The organism is Shewanella oneidensis MR-1, assembly GCF_000146165.2.
GTDB classification, from domain to species: domain Bacteria; phylum Pseudomonadota; class Gammaproteobacteria; order Enterobacterales; family Shewanellaceae; genus Shewanella; species Shewanella oneidensis.
The window spans coordinates 3,735,029-3,754,265 of sequence record NC_004347.2 but is presented as its reverse complement, the minus strand read 5'-3'; the positions used below and the strand labels follow the sequence as shown (position 1 = coordinate 3,754,265).

General features: G+C 46.3%; 13 protein-coding genes, 3 tRNA genes and 2 rRNA genes. 9 read left to right on the top strand and 9 right to left on the bottom strand.

Annotated features, from left to right (window positions below; genetic code table 11):
* Positions 1-148 precede the first annotated feature (148 nt).
* On the top strand, positions 149-718 hold the full coding sequence (locus SO_RS16780) for an acetate uptake transporter (RefSeq protein WP_011073408.1): 570 nt from the start codon (positions 149-151) through the stop codon (positions 716-718).
* 84 nt (positions 719-802) lie between these two features.
* Here the strand turns inward: SO_RS16780 and SO_RS16775 are convergent, their stop codons facing one another.
* The 3 genes from SO_RS16775 to SO_RS16765 form a co-directional block, all read right to left on the bottom strand.
* Entirely contained in the window at positions 803-1,273 is a 471-nt protein-coding gene (locus SO_RS16775) for a YcxB family protein (RefSeq protein WP_011073407.1), read from the bottom strand.
* Positions 1,274-1,434: 161 nt separating this feature from the next.
* On the bottom strand, positions 1,435-1,851 hold the full coding sequence (locus SO_RS16770; RefSeq protein ID WP_011073406.1) for a VOC family protein: 417 nt from the start codon (positions 1,849-1,851) through the stop codon (positions 1,435-1,437).
* A 39-nt stretch (positions 1,852-1,890) separates the two neighbouring features.
* Entirely contained in the window at positions 1,891-2,505 is a 615-nt protein-coding gene (locus SO_RS16765) for an NADPH-dependent FMN reductase (protein WP_011073405.1), read from the bottom strand.
* Between the two features lie 146 nt (positions 2,506-2,651).
* On the opposite strand from SO_RS16765, the gene SO_RS16760 reads away from it, so the two are divergent.
* Positions 2,652-3,272 carry a helix-turn-helix transcriptional regulator gene (locus SO_RS16760; protein WP_011073404.1) on the top strand — a complete coding sequence of 207 codons (621 nt, stop codon included), beginning with the start codon at positions 2,652-2,654 and terminating at the stop codon, positions 3,270-3,272.
* Between the two features lie 21 nt (positions 3,273-3,293).
* Positions 3,294-4,007 (top strand): pseudouridine synthase, encoded by a 714-nt coding sequence (locus SO_RS16755; RefSeq protein ID WP_011073403.1) that lies wholly within the window; start codon positions 3,294-3,296, stop codon positions 4,005-4,007.
* A gap of 103 nt (positions 4,008-4,110) precedes the next feature.
* Here the strand turns inward: SO_RS16755 and SO_RS16750 are convergent, their stop codons facing one another.
* The 5 genes from SO_RS16750 to SO_RS16730 all read right to left on the bottom strand — a co-directional run bounded on the left by SO_RS16750 (position 4,111) and on the right by SO_RS16730 (position 7,224).
* A complete protein-coding gene (locus tag SO_RS16750) occupies positions 4,111-5,736 on the bottom strand; it encodes a methyl-accepting chemotaxis protein (protein ID WP_011073402.1) in 1,626 nt (541 codons plus the stop codon).
* 162 nt (positions 5,737-5,898) lie between these two features.
* A tRNA-Leu gene (locus SO_RS16745) sits at positions 5,899-5,985 on the bottom strand.
* A gap of 41 nt (positions 5,986-6,026) precedes the next feature.
* Positions 6,027-6,113: transfer RNA gene (locus SO_RS16740), tRNA-Leu, on the bottom strand.
* 55 nt (positions 6,114-6,168) lie between these two features.
* Positions 6,169-6,244, bottom strand: a tRNA-Phe gene (locus SO_RS16735).
* Positions 6,245-6,462: 218 nt separating this feature from the next.
* Positions 6,463-7,224, bottom strand: coding sequence for an outer membrane protein assembly factor BamD (locus SO_RS16730; protein WP_011073401.1), 762 nt, complete (start codon positions 7,222-7,224; stop codon positions 6,463-6,465).
* A 122-nt stretch (positions 7,225-7,346) separates the two neighbouring features.
* On the opposite strand from SO_RS16730, the gene rluD reads away from it, so the two are divergent.
* The 3 genes from rluD (at position 7,347) to clpB (ending at position 11,787) form a co-directional block, all read left to right on the top strand.
* Entirely contained in the window at positions 7,347-8,318 is a 972-nt protein-coding gene (gene rluD / locus SO_RS16725; protein ID WP_011073400.1) for a 23S rRNA pseudouridine(1911/1915/1917) synthase RluD, read from the top strand.
* Between the two features lie 3 nt (positions 8,319-8,321).
* A complete protein-coding gene (gene pgeF / locus SO_RS16720) occupies positions 8,322-9,095 on the top strand; it encodes a peptidoglycan editing factor PgeF (protein ID WP_011073399.1) in 774 nt (257 codons plus the stop codon).
* A 118-nt stretch (positions 9,096-9,213) separates the two neighbouring features.
* The gene (gene clpB, locus SO_RS16715) at positions 9,214-11,787 is read left to right on the top strand and encodes an ATP-dependent chaperone ClpB (RefSeq protein WP_011073398.1); all 2,574 of its coding nucleotides are present in this window, start codon (positions 9,214-9,216) and stop codon (positions 11,785-11,787) included.
* Between the two features lie 421 nt (positions 11,788-12,208).
* On the opposite strand, the gene SO_RS16710 is transcribed toward clpB, so the two are convergent.
* The gene (locus SO_RS16710) at positions 12,209-12,673 is read right to left on the bottom strand and encodes a DUF4124 domain-containing protein (protein WP_011073397.1); all 465 of its coding nucleotides are present in this window, start codon (positions 12,671-12,673) and stop codon (positions 12,209-12,211) included.
* 90 nt (positions 12,674-12,763) lie between these two features.
* Between SO_RS16710 and pssA the strand changes: the two genes are divergently transcribed.
* The 3 genes from pssA to SO_RS16695 all read left to right on the top strand — a co-directional run bounded on the left by pssA (position 12,764) and on the right by SO_RS16695 (position 19,088).
* Positions 12,764-13,573, top strand: a complete 810-nt coding sequence (gene pssA, locus SO_RS16705; RefSeq protein ID WP_011073396.1) for a CDP-diacylglycerol--serine O-phosphatidyltransferase — start codon at positions 12,764-12,766, stop codon at positions 13,571-13,573.
* A 768-nt stretch (positions 13,574-14,341) separates the two neighbouring features.
* Positions 14,342-15,884: ribosomal RNA gene (locus tag SO_RS16700) — 16S ribosomal RNA — on the top strand.
* 311 nt (positions 15,885-16,195) lie between these two features.
* Positions 16,196-19,088: ribosomal RNA gene (locus SO_RS16695) — 23S ribosomal RNA — on the top strand.
* The 16S and 23S rRNA genes sit together here, the layout of an rRNA operon.
* The last annotated feature ends 149 nt before the right edge of the window (positions 19,089-19,237 follow it).

Below are 19,237 nucleotides of genomic sequence, written 5' to 3'. Positions count from 1 at the left end.
GATTTTAAATTAAAATGTTTAGATATCTTACAGTAATCAGATTTAGGTTGTGATCCATTTCATTGTTATCTAAAATTCGCCGCTTTTTATCGAACTAGAAGTACAAATCACTGTACTGAAATTTACTTATTTATTTTGGGGACTTTCTGTGTCGACAAAACTGGCGAATCCTGCTCCATTAGGTTTAATGGGCTTTGGTATGACGACTATCCTGCTAAACATTCATAATGCAGGGTACTTTCCGATTGACTCGATGATTTTAGCTATGGGGATTTTCTATGGCGGACTGGGTCAAATTATCGTGGGTATTATGTGTTTTATGCGCGGTGATACCTTCGGCACAACTGCCTTTACCTCTTACGGTTTATTCTGGTTGACCTTAGTTGGGCTTATTTTGATGCCAAATGCTGGGGTTGCGGCGAGCCCAAGCTATTTTATGGGGTGGTACTTAACCCTTTGGGGAATTTTTACAGCCTTTATGTTTGTGGGATCGTTACGTTATCCAAGGGCTAAGCAGTTTGTGTTTGCCTCACTGACGATTCTATTTTTCCTCCTCGCGGCAAGAGATTTTACTGGCAGCGCTCTAATTGGCACTATCGCGGGTTTTGAAGGAATTATTTGTGGCGCGAGTGCAATTTACTTTGCCATGGCGCAAGTGCTTAATAATGAATATGGCCGCACGATTTTGCCTATAGGTGAGCTTAAGGCAAAGGCCTAACATTTTAGTTCTTCGTTAAAGTAAAAAGGCTGAATTATTCAGCCTTTTTCATTCTGATGAGTCAGTAATCTACAACTTTCGACATCAGATTTTGGTTTGGATAAATCCGATACAGGCATCATCTAGGCTACGGTTAGAGATATAACTGGTTCCCGTTTTATGGGTGATTAGGAACCCTTTATCCGTTTGCACAATTCGATAAATATCCGTCCAGAGAATTTGAGCGTTTACATATTGTGATTTTGTGTGGATACCTTGCTCATCAACAATAAGTGTCACTTCATTATTGGCTGCTTTGCTCATCATTTGCCGCATCAACCACCAAGCTTTGTTGTATTTTACATTTAATGCTTCAATCACCCCGAGCCCAACAAAGAAATAGGCCAGATAGAGGCTGACATCTGCAAAAATCAGCGCAATGCCAATGAGCCCAAATCCCATGGCTTTATAGTAAGGTTTGAGTGTGGGATCGGGTTTGACGGACTGGGTATAACACTCGTCAAAATGCGCTTTATCTAAGATGTAAGTTGTGGAATAACAATAGGGTGTGGTCATGTCTTATTTACTAATCGAAAGTTTAATCATCTGAAGCCGGATAGCGCGCTAGTTTAGCGGGTTACCCGTATAAAGTAACGATTTTTAGGGATAAGTCTGCAGTAGCGATAAGGCGCAAAATACAGAATTATCCTATACCTGCGCCTTAGTACACTTAGGGTTTAATAGCGGTTTCGCTCTGCGGGAATATCACTCAGATACTCAACAAACTCGACTTCAAATCCATGGGCATCAAAAAAGTAAATATTGCGGCGATAGGGATCTTCCATGCCCTCTTTTGCTATCGGAAAACCTGCTTGAGTCAGTCTGGTGATGATTGCATCTAAATCACTTACGACAAAAGCAAAATGGGCTAAGCCAATTTGATGACCCGTTAAGTCGCGGTTTTCACCTTCGCCGTTATCACTGAAAGCTATATATTGATAATCATCACCAAAGTGGGTCCAGTTACGCGGTTTGCTATACCAAGTGCTTTCCCCTCCACCACGAATACGCCAATGGGGGAAGGCGGCTTGGTAAAAGATTAATGCTTTAGGTATATCGTCGACGACGAGGTTGATGTGCTCTAAATGGATCATAATGCGTTCCTTGTAATTGGTGTTATTCATCCAAGCGGCTTACATACCGTAGCAGTATTCCTGCTGCTTGGGATAGGGTTGATGAATATGGCGTTGGCGTATCGGCGCTAAGGCTTGGGCGTATTGATGCAACATAAACAGGCTATATTGCACTCTTTCTCTGAGGTCGATATCCCGCGTACCTTGGGGTGTAGCGTTGAGTACATTCTCGACATTACGGATGATCAAATGGTCGGGAATCGGTACTAATTTATTGTTTTTGAGAGCATTCATTTTGACTTCCACAATGGGGTAAGCACCGCTAATGCCGCTGCAAACTGAAATCAACAACACAGGCTTATGGGCCGTTTCTTGGCGGCTACACATCAATAAAAAGTTCTTCAGAAGCGGCGAAGCCATTCCGCCCCATTCTGGCGTGATCAGGATCAGCGCGTCTGCCTGTGCTACCTTTTGTGCTATTTCTGGCCAATGCTCGCCCTTACTGTCTTCATCTCCATCCCAAAAGGGTAGGTTGAACTGGCAAAGTTCTAAGTGATGGATAGCCTCGTAACCTTCCGAATGCGGTGCTAAAAAACGATTCTCGGTGATATATCTTGCCACTTTAGCGCTTTGCGAGTTGGATCTTTGGCTGGTGCTGACGATGAGTAACTTCATTATGTAAACCTATTTGTTTATAAATTATTTATAAGGTAATTACTTTATTTAATCTTGTAAAGGATAAAATAAATAAAAAACTTTATTTATTCTGTTAAAAGGTGGGCGATTAAGGGATAATCTGCGGCGAAGAGCGGAGAGCGTATATGAAAACCACTGATAAGATTATTCAATTACTCAAATTGCATGGTCCGTTAACGGCTAAGACCTTAGCGGAAGAATTGGCGTTAACGACCATGGGAGTTCGTCAGCATTTGCAAGCCTTAGAAGAGGCGGGTGATGTTGATATTGAAGATAGAGTCGAAGGTCGTGGCCGTCCAACTCGATATTGGGGGTTAACGGAGCAGAGCCGGATACACTTTGCCGACCGTCACAGTGAGTTGAGTTTGCAACTGATTGATTCAGTAAAAATGATATTTGGCGATCAGGGGTTAGAAAAACTGATCGAACATCGCGAACACACTGCGATGCAACAGTACAGTGCGGCAATGCTTGGTATGGCCGATATTGCCAGTCGACTCGCGAAACTGGTGGAGCTGCGAACTCTTGAGGGCTATATGGCAACGCAGGATGAAATGGATGGGGTTTTCTGGTTGTTTGAAAATCATTGTCCTATCTGTAGCGCGGCGACGAAATGCCAAAATTTTTGTCGCTCAGAGCTGCAATTATTCCAGCAATTGTTTGCCGATATCGCCAGAGTGAGCCGCGAAGAGCATATTGTCGAAGGTGCTCGTCGCTGCGCTTACCGTATTGCCCCGTTATCTTGATTTGGAGTCGTAAAGTTAGCTATGCAATCTAAACGTGGTCGCCTTGATAGATACCTAGCAACTAAGTTGCAAATTCACCGCAAAGCAGTGCGAGCACTTTTGCTTGCAGAGCGAGTGTATGTGAATGGCATCCCTGCTAAAGCGCTCGATCTGCAGGTGGATGAATTTTCCCATATCGTGTTTGATGGGCACATATTGCAAGCCAATCAACCCATATATTTGATGATGCATAAACCCGTTGGCGTAGTCAGTGCCACCAAAGATAAAGAGCATCAAACCGTTATCGACTTGCTGGCGTGTGAGGCGCGCCACGAGCTGCATATTGCTGGCCGCTTGGATTTAAATTCATCGGGTTTATTACTGCTTACCAATGATAGCCGTTGGTCTGAGGCGTTAATGTCACCTGAACAAAAAGTGGATAAAGTGTATCGGGTAATTTTAGCCAATCCTTTGAGTGAGGAGTATATCGCAGCATTCGCTCAGGGCATGTATTTTGCGTTTGAAGATATTACCACTCAACCTGCAAAGCTTGTGATCTTAGATTCTCATCTAGCCGAAGTTACTCTGATGGAAGGAAAATACCATCAAATCAAACCGATGTTTGGTCGTTTTCGTAATCCTGTGGTGGAGTTACATCGTCTTTCCATTGGCGATATTACACTGGATGAAGCTTTAAGCCCTGGTGAGAGTCGGATGCTAACAGTAGAAGAAGTCGCATCAATCTGGCCGAGATAAACATTGTCCTAATGTTGTGGGATCGGAATGTTCTATGATTTTTCTGACTCAGTTTGCCATTGAGTAAATAAGCGGCATGCGAATAAGCACGCCGCAATTGTTATTAAAGTCTAAAAGCACTGACTTGAGAGCGCATACTGTTAGCCAGTTTGGTTAGGTTTATCACAGACTCACTTAATTCAAGTGCGGAGCGAGTCGCATCGTCGGTAATGTCACTGATCGCGATTATGCTACGATTTATGTTTTCGGCCACACTGCTTTGTTCTTCCGCCGCGGTTGCAATATGAGTATTTAGCTCCGCAATATTATCCACTGAAGCGACAATTTCTTTTAGCGCTTGGCCAGCTTGATTCGCTTTATTGTTGGCATCATCGACTTGTTTGATGCCGACTTCCATCGCGCTAACCGCTTGTTTTACGCCTTGTTGTAGCGTTGCAATCATTGCTTCAATTTCTTGGGTGGATTTTTGCGTACGTTGAGCCAATGTTCTGACTTCATCAGCGACAACGGCAAAGCCTCGGCCTTGCTCGCCAGCGCGTGCTGCTTCAATTGCGGCGTTTAATGCCAGTAAATTGGTTTGTTCGGCAATGCTTTTAATTACATCTAAAACTCGACCTATGTTTTGACTCTCATTCGATAAAAATCCAATAACTTGCGCTGTTTTTTGAATTTGTTCAGAGAGTTGAGACATGCTGCTAATCGAGTCGATGACGATACGGTTGCCATTAGCCGCATAAGTATCCGCATCCTTTGCCGAATTCGCTGCTGCAGAAGTGCTCTGAGCGACTTCTGCCACCGTCGCCGTCATTTCATTCATTGCTGTAGCAGTTTGTTCGGTTTCAGCTTGCTGTTGCTGCATGCGTTTATTGGTTTCTTGGGTGAAGCTACTGAGTTCGGTCGCTGAGCTCGTTACAGTGTTGGCCGCTTCGGCGATGGAGTGCAAAATCCCTCTCAAATGTTCAATGACTTGAGTGAGGCTGGTTGAGATAAGTCCAAGTTCATCATCATTAAAGGTGTGAAATTTAACGGTAAGATCGGAGTCTTGGCGAATCGTTTTGAGATTGCGCACAATATCGTTGATAGGATTCATCACACTGCGTTTAACCCAGAGTCCGATCAAGATACTGAGCAGTATTGCAAGCCCTGCTAGCGTGATAAAAATGGTAATAGAAGAGTCATAGAGTTCTTTATCAACCGCTATCTCCTTATCTGCAATTTTGATTTGTAGAGCGGTAAGTTCTGATATTGTGCTACTAATCGGATCTATGACTTGGTAAAGCGGTAATATTTTGTCATTCAGTTGATGAGCGACATCGCCATTAAAGCTTCTAAGATACGATACGAGCTGCTCAATCTGTTGATTAGCAGCGGTAAATAAGGGGGCCGCCTGTTGAGTAAGCTGTGATTCTTCTTTAGTAAGCTCAGTAGCAAGGTATTTTTGCCAATGTAGCTTGATTGTTTTGCTGGCATCTTCAAGCGCATTAGCGGCCTGTGAAGCGCTAAATCCACCGGCATTGGCTTTATTCACCGCATCATTCACATCGACGGCATATTTATCGGCAATGATTTTAAGATCATTAAGGGGCACGACTTGATTTTCATAAATTCGCTCAACGCTATGTTCTAGTTTTCCCATCATATTGATAGCGGTAAACGCAATTATCACAAGCATTAGAAGTGGTACGAGAATGCCAATAAACATCTTATGTTTTATTTGAACGCCATTCATATGGATTTCCTCAGTGAGCTAAGGGGAGTCTTCTAGGCAGAACTCGAGCAGACCATGATGAGTCTGTATGAATAGTTATAGCAAATATGAAAAAAGTGGTTGGATATTTAAGGAAATAAAATCACAGATACAAAAAAAACTCGCTAAGCGAGGTTTAAATGTTGGTACAGATGAGAGGACTTGAACCTCCACGCCCGCAAGGGCACCAGCACCTGAAGCTGGCGTGTCTACCAATTCCACCACATCTGCATGGTATTCGACATGTTGTCGAATTAAGTTGAATCGCAATTTGGTACAGGTGAGAGGACTTGAACCTCCACGCCCGCAAGGGCACCAGCACCTGAAGCTGGCGTGTCTACCAATTCCACCACACCTGCACTGTACTTTATTGCAATTCTTTAACACTGGTCGCTAACGCAGCCAATTTAAAGATGGTGCCCGAACCCGGAATCGAACCAGGGACACGAGGATTTTCAATCCTCTGCTCTACCGACTGAGCTATTCGGGCGACGGGCGCAATTTAAAGGCTTTTCGGCTTTTGAGTCAACTGATTTTTACTAAATAATGTAAAAAGTGACGCGGTTGGATAAGTTTCACTCGAATCGCGTATTTATTGAGTCTTTTGCGATGAGCATGAGAAATACTCAGTGTGATAAAAAAGAGTAAGAAACGTAAAATATGGTCGTAGAGGGTAAAAAAATGCCCCTCTAAAAGGGGCATTTCGACTTAGTTTGATAAGATTTCATTGTTTGGGAAGTTAGCTTGCATTACCATTAGCACGTTTTGCTTCAGTTGGTTCTGACCTAACTCGCCATAAGCTTCTGCCATAATCTCCAGTGCTCGCTCAGTTGACGGTGTACCGGGATACGTTTCTAACACAGATTGTGCACGAACGGCCGCAGCACTCCAAGCATTCATTTTGATATAGTATTCAGCAACTTGAATGGAGTATTTTGCTAAACGGTTTTTCAGCGATAACATGCGTTTTTGCGCATCGGCGGCATATTTGCTGTTGGGGTAGGTTTTGATTAGACGATCAAAATCCTTAAAGGCGTCTTGGGCATTTTTGGGATCGCGATCGGTTCTATCGATATTCAACATATCATGGAATAAATAGCTATCCGCCTGCATATTGACGAGTCCTCGCATATAGTAGACATAGTCGATATTGGGGTGAGTTGGGTTTAAACGGATGAATCTGTCAATGTTGGCAATACCAGAGGCAACATCGTCCATTTTGTAATAAGCATAAATCAGATCTAATTGTACCTGAGTTTTATGTGGTCCGAACGGGAAGCGAGAGTCTAACGCCTCCAATGAACGGACAGCTTTAGAGTAATTGCCAAGCTCCATGGAGGTTCTTGCCTGAGAATAAAGTTCGTCAGGTGAGGTTTTGGCGGCAATGTCGTTATCTTCAGGACTGCTACTACAGGCTGATAACGCTAGTGAAAATAGGACTAAGGTTAAGCCTTTGGAGAATTTATACATACTTGAATTCAATTCTTTATAAGTTGTAGTTAAGAATTTTTCCATTTCACGATAAAATAGAAAGCATTCGATTGTAACAGATAGTACACATTTTTTGACCCCAAAATGGGGATACGGTTCCTATGACACAAGAGATTAATCTAAAAAGCGAGATTTCGGCAACACAAACTGGCCTGAGATTGGATCAAGCACTGGCTGAGTTGTTTCCAGATTACTCGCGCACGCGCATCAAGGAATGGATCCTATCTGATGCAGTCTATGTTGATGGCGTGATGGTAAACAAGCCACGCGAGAAGGTTTTTGAGCTGCAGCAAATTGAAATTAATGCCACGCTCGAAGAAGAAGTGCATGCGGCAGCTCAAGCGATTGAGCTGGATATTGTCTATGAAGACGATGATATCTTAGTCATCAATAAACAAGCTGGCTTAGTGGTTCATCCTGGTGCAGGTAATGCCGACGGTACTTTGATGAACGCACTGCTGCACCATTGCCCTAATATTGAGCACGTGCCACGTGCCGGTATTGTGCACCGTTTGGATAAAGACACCACAGGTTTGATGGTGGTGGCCAAAACGGTTGAAGCACAGACTCATTTGGTTGCCGCATTGCAAGCTCGTGAAATCACCCGTGAGTACGAGGCGATTGTCCTCGGTACTATGACGGCGGGTGGCACAGTGGATGAGCCGATTGGCCGTCATCCGACAAAACGTACCCATATGGCGGTGCATCATTCGGGTAAACCCGCGGTGACCCATTATCGTGTGGCAGAAAAATTCCGTAATCACACTCGCTTAAGATTGCGTTTAGAATCGGGCCGTACTCACCAAATTCGTGTCCATATGGCGTATATCGGCCATGTGCTGGTGGGTGATCCTGTATATGGTGGCCGTCCAAAACCACCGAAAGCAGCAAGCCCTGAGTTTTTTGAGATTTTGAAAAACTTTAAACGCCAAGCACTGCACGCGGTGCGTTTGGAATTAGCGCATCCTGTGACCTGTGAAATCATGAGCTGGACGGCGCCGATCCCAGAAGATATGGTGATTTTGACTAAAGCACTACGTCAAGACACTTTAGAACATCCGATCGAGTACTAACTGATGTTGATGCACGATTGGCCTGTACCGGATAATGTGGCAATTGCAATGACCGACCGCCATGGCGGCGTGAGTCTTGCTCCCTACGACAGCCTGAATTTAGGGCTGCACGTTGGGGACATACCACAGCAAGTATTGGTTAATCGTGGCATTTTGGCTAAGCAGTTAGGGCTTGCGACTGAGCCTGTGTGGTTAGAACAGGTTCATGGTACTCATGTAATTGATTTAGCGGATATCAAATCTGTTGATTTAGCGCCAGAAGCTCAGGCTCAACAAGCGAGTATTTCAGTTTCTCATCCCCATATTGCTGACGCTAGCTATACCAATCTTGCTGGACGAGTTTGCGTGGTGATGACCGCCGATTGCTTGCCAGTGCTTTTGTGTAATCAACAAGGGACTGAAGTTGCGGCGGCTCACGCAGGTTGGCGCGGACTCTGTGATGGTGTGATTGAGGCGAGCGTGGCACATTTTACCTCAAAGCCAAACGAGCTTATCGCCTACTTAGGGCCGGCTATTGGTCCTATGGCCTTTGAGGTTGGCGCTGAAGTGCGTGATGCTTTTATGGTAAAAGATCCTAATGCTGAAAGTTGCTTTATTGCGCGAGGTGATAAATACCTTGCCGATATTATCGGTTTAGCCAAACTGCGTTTAACTAAACTGGGAGTCTCTCAAGTTTATAGTGCCGATATTTGTACTGTATCGAACATGGATTATTTCTCCTATCGCCGCGATAAAATCACTGGCCGCATGGCTTCCTTGATCTGGCTTAAGTCTTAAGTTTATTTCCCTACAGTTTGTATTAATTTCTAGCCATATAGCTTGAATTTGGTTAAATAGCCCCCATCTTTCTAACTAACAAAATGTTGTACCTTATTTGTGAGTTTTAGGAGGCTGTATGCGACTCGATCGTATGACCAATAAATTTCAGCTTGCCATCTCAGATGCCCAGTCGTTAGCTCTTGGGCGTGATCATCAGTTTATCGAACCGCTACATTTGATGATGGCGCTGCTCAACCAGGATTCTGGTTCTATCCATCCTTTATTAACCCAAGCTGGTATTCGGGTGAGTGCATTGCGTTCGCTTTTGAGCCAAGAGCTTGAGCGTCTTCCCCAAGTTGAAGGCACTGGCGGCGATGTACAGTTATCCCAAGGGTTAATTCGTTTATTAAACCTTTGCGATAAATTGGCGCAAAAGCGTAAAGACAAATATATCTCCAGCGAATTGTTCGTTCTCGCGGCGCTTGAGGGCTGCGATGCACTAGCGCAATGCCTCAAAAAATCCGGCGCGACCAAAGAGCTGATGGAACAAACCATTGAGCAAGTGCGTGGTGGGCAAAAAGTGGATGATCCCAATGCGGAAGATCAACGCCAAGCGCTGAAAAAGTTTACCGTCGATCTTACTGAACGTGCTGAGCAGGGCAAACTCGATCCTGTGATTGGCCGTGATGATGAAATTCGTCGCACGATTCAAGTCTTGCAACGTCGAACTAAAAATAACCCTGTGCTTATTGGTGAGCCTGGGGTGGGTAAAACGGCCATTGTCGAAGGGCTTGCTCAGCGGATTGTGAACGGTGAAGTACCTGAAGGTATTAAAAATAAACGTGTTTTATCCTTAGATATGGGGGCATTAATTGCGGGCGCTAAATACCGGGGAGAGTTCGAGGAGCGTTTAAAAGCCGTGCTTAACGAGCTGGCGCAGGAAGAAGGCCAAGTGATCCTCTTTATCGACGAGCTACACACTATGGTGGGCGCGGGCAAGGGCGATGGCGCAATGGATGCGGGCAATATGTTAAAACCTGCTTTGGCTCGTGGCGATCTCCACTGCGTAGGGGCTACTACTCTCGACGAGTATCGCCAATATATTGAAAAAGATGCCGCCCTTGAGCGTCGTTTCCAAAAAGTATTAGTGGATGAGCCAAGCGTTGAAGACACCATCGCGATTTTGCGTGGCTTGAAAGAGCGTTATGAGCTGCATCACCATGTGGAAATTACCGATCCAGCGATTGTGGCGGCGGCGACGATGTCGCACCGTTATGTGTCGGATCGTAAATTACCTGATAAAGCCATCGATTTAATTGACGAAGCGGCATCGAGCATCCGTATGCAGATGGATTCCAAGCCTGAATCCCTCGACAGGCTCGAACGTCGTGCTATCCAGCTCAAACTGGAGGAGCAAGCGTTAGCCAAAGAAAATGATGAGGCGAGTCGTCGAAGGCTAGATCATTTGCAAGAGGAATTGCGTGACGTTGAAGCTAAGGCTTCTGAGCTGAGCGAAATCTGGCGTACCGAAAAGGCTGCCCTTGCTGGTACTCAGCATATTAAAGCCGATTTGGAACAAGCGCGGCTGGACTTAGAAGTCGCGCGCCGCGCAGGTGATTTAACTCGTATGTCTGAATTGCAATATGGCCGCATTCCAGAGCTTGAAAAGCAGCTGGATTTAGCATCGCAAGCTGAAATGCAGGATATGACCCTGCTGCGTAATAAAGTCACCGACTTAGAAATTGCCGAAGTATTGTCTAAGGCAACGGGTATTCCTGTGTCTAAGATGCTCGAAGGCGAGCGTGAAAAACTGTTGCAGATGGAAGTGGCATTACATGAGCGTGTGATTGGCCAAAATGAAGCTGTAGATGCGGTCGCCAATGCGATTCGTCGCAGCCGAGCTGGGCTTGCCGATCCAAATCGCCCGATTGGTTCGTTCCTGTTTTTAGGACCAACTGGTGTGGGTAAAACTGAGCTGTGTAAGTCGTTAGCTAGATTCTTATTTGATAGTGAATCAGCCTTAGTGCGCATCGACATGTCCGAGTTTATGGAAAAACATGCAGTTTCACGTTTGGTTGGTGCTCCTCCTGGATATGTTGGTTATGAAGAGGGCGGTTACTTAACTGAAGCAGTTCGTCGTAAGCCTTATTCAGTGATTTTGCTCGATGAGGTGGAAAAGGCGCACCCTGACGTGTTCAACATTTTGCTGCAAGTATTGGATGATGGCCGCTTAACCGATGGTCAAGGTCGCACTGTCGACTTTAGAAATACGGTGATCATCATGACCTCGAACTTAGGTTCCGACATTATCCAAGAAGGATTCGGCCATTTAAGTTACAGCGAAATGAAGAGCGCGGTGATGAATGTGGTGACCCATAGCTTTAGACCCGAGTTCTTAAACCGGATCGATGAGTCTGTGGTATTCCATCCCTTGGATGCAGAAAATATCAAGCATATTGCTTCTATCCAAATTGCTTCATTGCGTAAGCGTTTGGCAGAGAAAGACTATACCCTGGAGATCACCGACGAGGCATTATCGTTGATCGCAGAAATTGGTTTCGACCCTGTCTATGGTGCAAGACCACTAAAACGAGCCTTGCAACAAGAGATGGAAAATCCGCTAGCGCAAAAACTACTGCGTGGTGATTTGCTACCCGGCAAACCTATCAAGGTCAGCTGTGTGGATGGTGAACTGGTATTTGAGCAATAACATTGCTCAAAACCGTGCGGTGGTAACTATCTTGAGAGCAAAACAAAAAACCGAAGTCCAAGACTTCGGTTTTTTTATCTATTTTTAGTGGGTTACATTAGAGACTTTTGTGCGATTTTTTATGGGAGTCTACCTAGGGCGTGTTGACGTTTCAGGGTTATTTTTACAGCAATTTGACTGGTGTTTATGCAAGGCAAAGTCCGTGCGGTGTAGTTATTCTACATAAACGGACGATAAGGCGGCATAAACGCAGCCAAATGCTGCCCGAAGGGTTGGCAAGCCCTTGCTCTTACTTTCTGTCATCAGAGTCGCTCGTCATTTGAGTAGAATAACGACACATCATTCCTCGTTTCGTGAACACGAGCTTGCCAGAGCGAACAAAATGTAATCTCGAAACGTCAACACACCCTAAGTGTTTAGCTTATTTTTTATCGCAGAAAAGTGTAATCCGTTGCTGATTTTCTGTAATTGCCGCTAGGCGCTCTTCTTCAGTCATCGCAACGGGGTCATTATTCCCCTCTTCTTGACGAGTGAGTTTAGTGTGAGTCATCAGCACATCTAAATTATGCTTTGCATTTTCACAAATAGCTTGAGCTTGCTTAGCGTCTTTCTCTTTGATTAAGGCTGCAGACTTTTCAGATTCTGATATTTCTGCTGGCGCAGCTGTTTTTACGGGGGCCACATAGCCGATTTTACTTGGCTCAAGATCCTCACTATACAACTGCTGTGCTTTTTGTTGTTCCTGAGTCGGTGGTTGTTGACTGTAATGGGTGACCCCATTTTCATCCACCCAAGTGTAAATGACACTTGCCAAAACGGAGGGCGTTAGCAGTGCCATGCAGACAATACTTAATAACACTGCGCTCAAATTTGCTTTCTTTAACATAAAAATCATCCCTAAGGGCATCATCGACATGATTGTAAAATATGCTATCTTGAAGCCTACTTCCATTTCTGTTCATAGCTCTATAAGTGTATGCAAAATTCTTCTAATCAAACAGTAAAGAATAAAGGTATCTATTTACTGCCGAATTTATTCACGACTGCAGGATTGTTTTCCGGTTTCTATGCTGTGATTGCCTCTATGAATGCTAACTTCGAAGCGGCTGCGATCGCGATTTTTGTGGCCATGATATGTGATGGTCTCGATGGGCGAGTGGCAAGGTTGACTAATACTCAAAGTGACTTTGGTGCCGAGTACGACAGCATGGCTGATATGGTGTCCTTTGGGATGGCACCAGCACTACTCGCCTATAATTGGGCCTTGGCGGATTTAGGCAAAGTCGGTTGGTTGGCGGCGTTTATCTATTGCGCGGGGGCAGCATTAAGGCTCGCACGTTTCAACACTCAAGTGGGAGTTGCGGATAAACGTTACTTTCAAGGGCTCGCCAGTCCAGCAGCTGCAGCGGTAATTGCGGGTAGTATCTGGCTCGGTAACCAATATAGTCTCGATGGTAAAAATATCAGTTGGATTGCAGGATTGATCACTGCTACTACAGGCTTATTAATGGTGAGTAATTTCCGTTACCATTCCTTCAAAGAGATCGACTGGCGCGGCAAAGTGAACTTTATCGTCATTCTATTGCTTGTGGGCATATTTGTGGTGGTTTCGGTGCAGCCTGCGTTAATCCTCTGTATAGGTTTTTACCTTTATGCTATCTCAGGTCCTGTGGTTACTATTCGTACAGTTCGAAAACTAAAAGTGGCTCATATTGTTGGCGATGATGAACAAGGCAAAGAGATTAAAGAAAATAAGAGTTCAATCAACTCCGGTGAAAAACCATAATCTAAAAGACTTTTCGATTACTCATAAGTTAGTAGTCAACCTTAAGCAGTGAGGCTGACGGTTCAAGATGAACAGTATCTTGAACCGTAACGTTAAACCTATTCAAGTACATCTACTCTTTATATGCGAAAGTGTTAAAGATTCGTTCCTTAAGGTTATTCGATCTATAGAATTCCCTGCACATATATTGTCTATATGCCAAACTCATTAACCTAATCAGTAAATTTGGCGCATATTTCACCAACAAAGAATGTTTTGCTGGTTATTTGTGCGAGCGAGCTCTTTAATTAAAAAATCCCTTGCACAAAAAATTCAGCTGCCTATAATGCGCATCCACTGACACGGCAGGCAGCGAAAGCGGATGCGGTTGCGGATGCGGTTTCAGTGTGAATCGAATGCAAAATGTGCAGTTGATTCGAAAGCGCCAAGAAGTTTGCAAAAACGCCTTGACGCGACAAGGGAAATGCGTAGAATACGCAGCCCTAGCCAACTGGAAGCGTTAATCGCCCAGTGTGGTGCTCAGGTTCTCTGATGAGACTGAGATGCTCTTTAACAATCTAAACAAGAAATCTGTGTGGGCACTCACAGGTGTTGAGTTAATCGAAATTACTCTGCCGTTTGGCGAGTAATCAAAGAATTAAATCAATGATGACGAGTGTTCATAGCAATATGTACATAATTTTGGTTTCGCTTTCTTCTCTTTATGAAGAGATGGCGGAAACAAATGACAGAATTCATTGAGCCGTTTCTTCGGAAACACCAAAACTTTAATTGAAGAGTTTGATCATGGCTCAGATTGAACGCTGGCGGCAGGCCTAACACATGCAAGTCGAGCGGCAGCACGAGGGAGTTTACTCCTGAGGTGGCGAGCGGCGGACGGGTGAGTAATGCCTAGGGATCTGCCCAGTCGAGGGGGATAACAGTTGGAAACGACTGCTAATACCGCATACGCCCTACGGGGGAAAGAGGGGGACTTTCGGGCCTCTCGCGATTGGATGAACCTAGGTGGGATTAGCTAGTTGGTGAGGTAATGGCTCACCAAGGCGACGATCCCTAGCTGTTCTGAGAGGATGATCAGCCACACTGGGACTGAGACACGGCCCAGACTCCTACGGGAGGCAGCAGTGGGGAATATTGCACAATGGGGGAAACCCTGATGCAGCCATGCCGCGTGTGTGAAGAAGGCCTTCGGGTTGTAAAGCACTTTCAGTAGGGAGGAAAGGGTAAGTCCTAATACGACTTATCTGTGACGTTACCTACAGAAGAAGGACCGGCTAACTCCGTGCCAGCAGCCGCGGTAATACGGAGGGTCCGAGCGTTAATCGGAATTACTGGGCGTAAAGCGTGCGCAGGCGGTTTGTTAAGCGAGATGTGAAAGCCCTGGGCTCAACCTAGGAATCGCATTTCGAACTGACCAACTAGAGTCTTGTAGAGGGGGGTAGAATTCCAGGTGTAGCGGTGAAATGCGTAGAGATCTGGAGGAATACCGGTGGCGAAGGCGGCCCCCTGGACAAAGACTGACGCTCATGCACGAAAGCGTGGGGAGCAAACAGGATTAGATACCCTGGTAGTCCACGCCGTAAACGATGTCTACTCGGAGTTTGGTGTCTTGAACACTGGGCTCTCAAGCTAACGCATTAAGTAGACCGCCTGGGGAGTACGGCCGCAAGGTTAAAACTCAAATGAATTGACGGGGGCCCGCACAAGCGGTGGAGCATGTGGTTTAATTCGATGCAACGCGAAGAACCTTACCTACTCTTGACATCCACGGAAGACTGCAGAGATGCGGTTGTGCCTTCGGGAACCGTGAGACAGGTGCTGCATGGCTGTCGTCAGCTCGTGTTGTGAAATGTTGGGTTAAGTCCCGCAACGAGCGCAACCCCTATCCTTATTTGCCAGCACGTAATGGTGGGAACTCTAGGGAGACTGCCGGTGATAAACCGGAGGAAGGTGGGGACGACGTCAAGTCATCATGGCCCTTACGAGTAGGGCTACACACGTGCTACAATGGCGAGTACAGAGGGTTGCAAAGCCGCGAGGTGGAGCTAATCTCACAAAGCTCGTCGTAGTCCGGATTGGAGTCTGCAACTCGACTCCATGAAGTCGGAATCGCTAGTAATCGTGGATCAGAATGCCACGGTGAATACGTTCCCGGGCCTTGTACACACCGCCCGTCACACCATGGGAGTGGGCTGCAAAAGAAGTGGGTAGCTTAACCTTCGGGGGGGCGCTCACCACTTTGTGGTTCATGACTGGGGTGAAGTCGTAACAAGGTAGCCCTAGGGGAACCTGGGGCTGGATCACCTCCTTACCTATACGACTAACTTGATGTTTGTTGAGTGTTCACACAGATGGCTTGTTGAACTTCCTGTAAGGGAAGGGAGAGCGACATGCACCGCGAGCCGGTAAGCATTGTTCTTTAACAATTTGGAAAGCTGATAGTAATTAACACAATGATGTCTGTCGTTGTGTTAATACGAAAAAAATTGAGTTCTTAACACACTTTTTAAGTGTCTTGAATATTCAAGTCTAAGGCGAGTCCATCTTCTTGGTCGAAGATGAGACAAGTAAAACCAGCTGGTCGCAACGACGCAAGTGATGTGAAACTCATTTGGGTTGTATGGTTAAGCGACTAAGCGTATACGGTGGATGCCTTGGCAGTCAGAGGCGATGAAGGACGTAGTAACTTGCGAAAAGCGTTGGCGAGCTAGTAACAAGCATTTGAGCTAACGATGTCCGAATGGGGGAACCCGGCCGCATAAGCGGTCATCATAACGTGAATACATAGCGTTATGAGGCAAACGAGGGGAACTGAAACATCTAAGTACCCTTAGGAAAAGAAATCAACCGAGATTCCCCTAGTAGCGGCGAGCGAACGGGGATTAGCCCTTAAGTCAGAGGGGTGTTAGTGGAATGGTCTGGAAAGTCCAGCGGCACAGGGTGATAGCCCCGTACACGAAAACTAACCTTTGATGAAAACGAGTAAGGCGGGACACGTGATATCCTGTTTGAATATGGGGGGACCATCCTCCAAGGCTAAATACTCCTGACTGACCGATAGTGAACCAGTACCGTGAGGGAAAGGCGAAAAGAACCCCTGTGAGGGGAGTGAAATAGAACCTGAAACCGTATACGTACAAGCAGTGGGAGCGGTACTTGAGACCGTGACTGCGTACCTTTTGTATAATGGGTCAGCGACTTACGTTTTGTAGCGAGGTTAAGCGAATAGCGGAGCCGTAGGGAAACCGAGTGTTAACTGCGCGTTTAGTTGCAAGGCGTAGACCCGAAACCCGGTGATCTAGCCATGGGCAGGTTGAAGGTTGAGTAACATCAACTGGAGGACCGAACCGACTAATGTTGAAAAATTAGCGGATGACTTGTGGCTGGGGGTGAAAGGCCAATCAAACCGGGAGATATCTGGTTCTCCTCGAAAGCTATTTAGGTAGCGCCTCGAGCGAATACCATTGGGGGTAGAGCACTGTTAAGGCTAGGGGGTCATCCCGACTTACCAACCCTTTGCAAACTCCGAATACCAATGAGTACTACTCGGGAGACAGACGGCGGGTGCTAACGTCCGTCGTCAAAAGGGAAACAACCCAGACCGTCAGCTAAGGTCCCAAAGTGTATGTTAAGTGGGAAACGATGTGGGAAGGCTTAGACAGCTAGGATGTTGGCTTAGAAGCAGCCATCATTTAAAGAAAGCGTAATAGCTCACTAGTCGAGTCGGCCTGCGCGGAAGATGTAACGGGGCTAAACATACCACCGAAGCTACGGGTGCAATCCATTAGGGTTGCGCGGTAGAGGAGCGTTCTGTAAGCCGTAGAAGGTGAAGGGGTAACCCACACTGGAGGTATCAGAAGTGCGAATGCTGACATGAGTAACGATAAAGGGGGTGAAAAACCCCCTCGCCGAAAGACCAAGGGTTCCTGTCCAACGTTAATCGGGGCAGGGTGAGTCGACCCCTAAGGTGAGGCCGAAAGGCGTAATCGATGGGAAACAGATTAATATTTCTGTACTTTTGCTAACTGCGATGGAGAGACGGAGAAGGCTAGGCTAGCGCGGCGTTGGTAGTCCGCGTTTAAGGTGGTAGGTGGGTGACTTAGGCAAATCCGGGTCACTATACACTGAGAGCTGATGACGAGTCCCCAAGGGGATGAAGTAGTTGATGCCATGCTTCCAGGAAAATCTTCTAAGCTTCAGGTTAGTAGGAATCGTACCCCAAACCGACACAGGTGGTCGGGTAGAGAATACCAAGGCGCTTGAGAGAACTCGGCTGAAGGAACTAGGCAAAATGGTACCGTAACTTCGGGAGAAGGTACGCTCCTGTTGGTGATGAGACTTGCTCTCTAAGCTGACGGGAGTCGCAGATACCAGGTGGCTGCAACTGTTTATCAAAAACACAGCACTGTGCAAACTCGCAAGAGGAAGTATACGGTGTGACGCCTGCCCGGTGCCGGAAGGTTAATTGATTGGGTTATCGCAAGAGAAGCTCATGATCGAAGCCCCGGTAAACGGCGGCCGTAACTATAACGGTCCTAAGGTAGCGAAATTCCTTGTCGGGTAAGTTCCGACCTGCACGAATGGCGTAATGATGGCCACGCTGTCTCCAGCCGAGACTCAGTGAAGTTGAAATTGCGGTGAAGATGCCGTATACCCGCGGCTAGACGGAAAGACCCCGTGAACCTTTACTATAGCTTGGCACTGAACATTGACCCTACATGTGTAGGATAGGTGGGAGACTTTGAAGTTGGAACGCTAGTTCTGATGGAGTCGTCCTTGAAATACCACCCTTGTAGTGTTGATGTTCTAACTTGGCCCCATTATCTGGGGTAAGGACAGTGCCTGGTGGGTAGTTTGACTGGGGCGGTCTCCTCCCAAAGAGTAACGGAGGAGCACGAAGGTTGGCTAAGTACGGTCGGACATCGTACGGTTAGTGCAATGGCATAAGCCAGCTTAACTGCGAGACAGACACGTCGAGCAGGTACGAAAGTAGGTCATAGTGATCCGGTGGTTCTGAATGGAAGGGCCATCGCTCAACGGATAAAAGGTACTCCGGGGATAACAGGCTGATACCGCCCAAGAGTTCATATCGACGGCGGTGTTTGGCACCTCGATGTCGGCTCATCACATCCTGGGGCTGAAGTCGGTCCCAAGGGTATGGCTGTTCGCCATTTAAAGTGGTACGCGAGCTGGGTTCAGAACGTCGTGAGACAGTTCGGTCCCTATCTGCCGTGGGCGTTGGATGATTGAGGGGAGTTGCTCCTAGTACGAGAGGACCGGAGTGAACGAACCGCTGGTGTTCGGGTTGTCATGCCAATGGCATTGCCCGGTAGCTATGTTCGGAATCGATAACCGCTGAAAGCATCTAAGCGGGAAGCGAGCCCCAAGATGAGTCATCCCTTGGACTTTAAGTCCACTAAAGAGCCGTTCGAGACTAGGACGTTGATAGGTCAGGTGTGTAAGCGTTGTGAGGCGTTGAGCTAACTGATACTAATGACTCGAGAGGCTTAACCATACAACCCAGATGGGTTTTACTGAAAATGTTCCAGACATTTTCCAGTACTTCCTCCTTCCCTGGAGGTCGTACAGTACTTAGACGAATACAAACACTTAAGAAGTGATACTCAATACAGCTTTCTAAATTAATAAATAAGACAAGAGTAG

Excerpts from the sequence above, each read along its gene's own strand:
- SO_RS16775 (WP_011073407.1), bottom strand. The coding sequence starts at position 1,273 with ATGACCACACCCTATTGTTATTCCACAACTTACATCTTAGATAAAGCG.
- SO_RS16770 (WP_011073406.1), bottom strand. The coding sequence starts at position 1,851 with ATGATCCATTTAGAGCACATCAACCTCGTCGTCGACGATATACCTAAA.
- SO_RS16765 (WP_011073405.1), bottom strand. The coding sequence starts at position 2,505 with ATGAAGTTACTCATCGTCAGCACCAGCCAAAGATCCAACTCGCAAAGC.
- SO_RS16760 (WP_011073404.1), top strand. The coding sequence starts at position 2,652 with ATGAAAACCACTGATAAGATTATTCAATTACTCAAATTGCATGGTCCG.
- SO_RS16755 (WP_011073403.1), top strand. The coding sequence starts at position 3,294 with ATGCAATCTAAACGTGGTCGCCTTGATAGATACCTAGCAACTAAGTTG.
- SO_RS16750 (WP_011073402.1), bottom strand. The coding sequence starts at position 5,736 with ATGAATGGCGTTCAAATAAAACATAAGATGTTTATTGGCATTCTCGTA.
- SO_RS16730 (WP_011073401.1), bottom strand. The coding sequence starts at position 7,224 with ATGTATAAATTCTCCAAAGGCTTAACCTTAGTCCTATTTTCACTAGCG.
- rluD (WP_011073400.1), top strand. The coding sequence starts at position 7,347 with ATGACACAAGAGATTAATCTAAAAAGCGAGATTTCGGCAACACAAACT.
- pgeF (WP_011073399.1), top strand. The coding sequence starts at position 8,322 with ATGTTGATGCACGATTGGCCTGTACCGGATAATGTGGCAATTGCAATG.
- clpB (WP_011073398.1), top strand. The coding sequence starts at position 9,214 with ATGCGACTCGATCGTATGACCAATAAATTTCAGCTTGCCATCTCAGAT.
- SO_RS16710 (WP_011073397.1), bottom strand. The coding sequence starts at position 12,673 with ATGTTAAAGAAAGCAAATTTGAGCGCAGTGTTATTAAGTATTGTCTGC.
- pssA (WP_011073396.1), top strand. The coding sequence starts at position 12,764 with ATGCAAAATTCTTCTAATCAAACAGTAAAGAATAAAGGTATCTATTTA.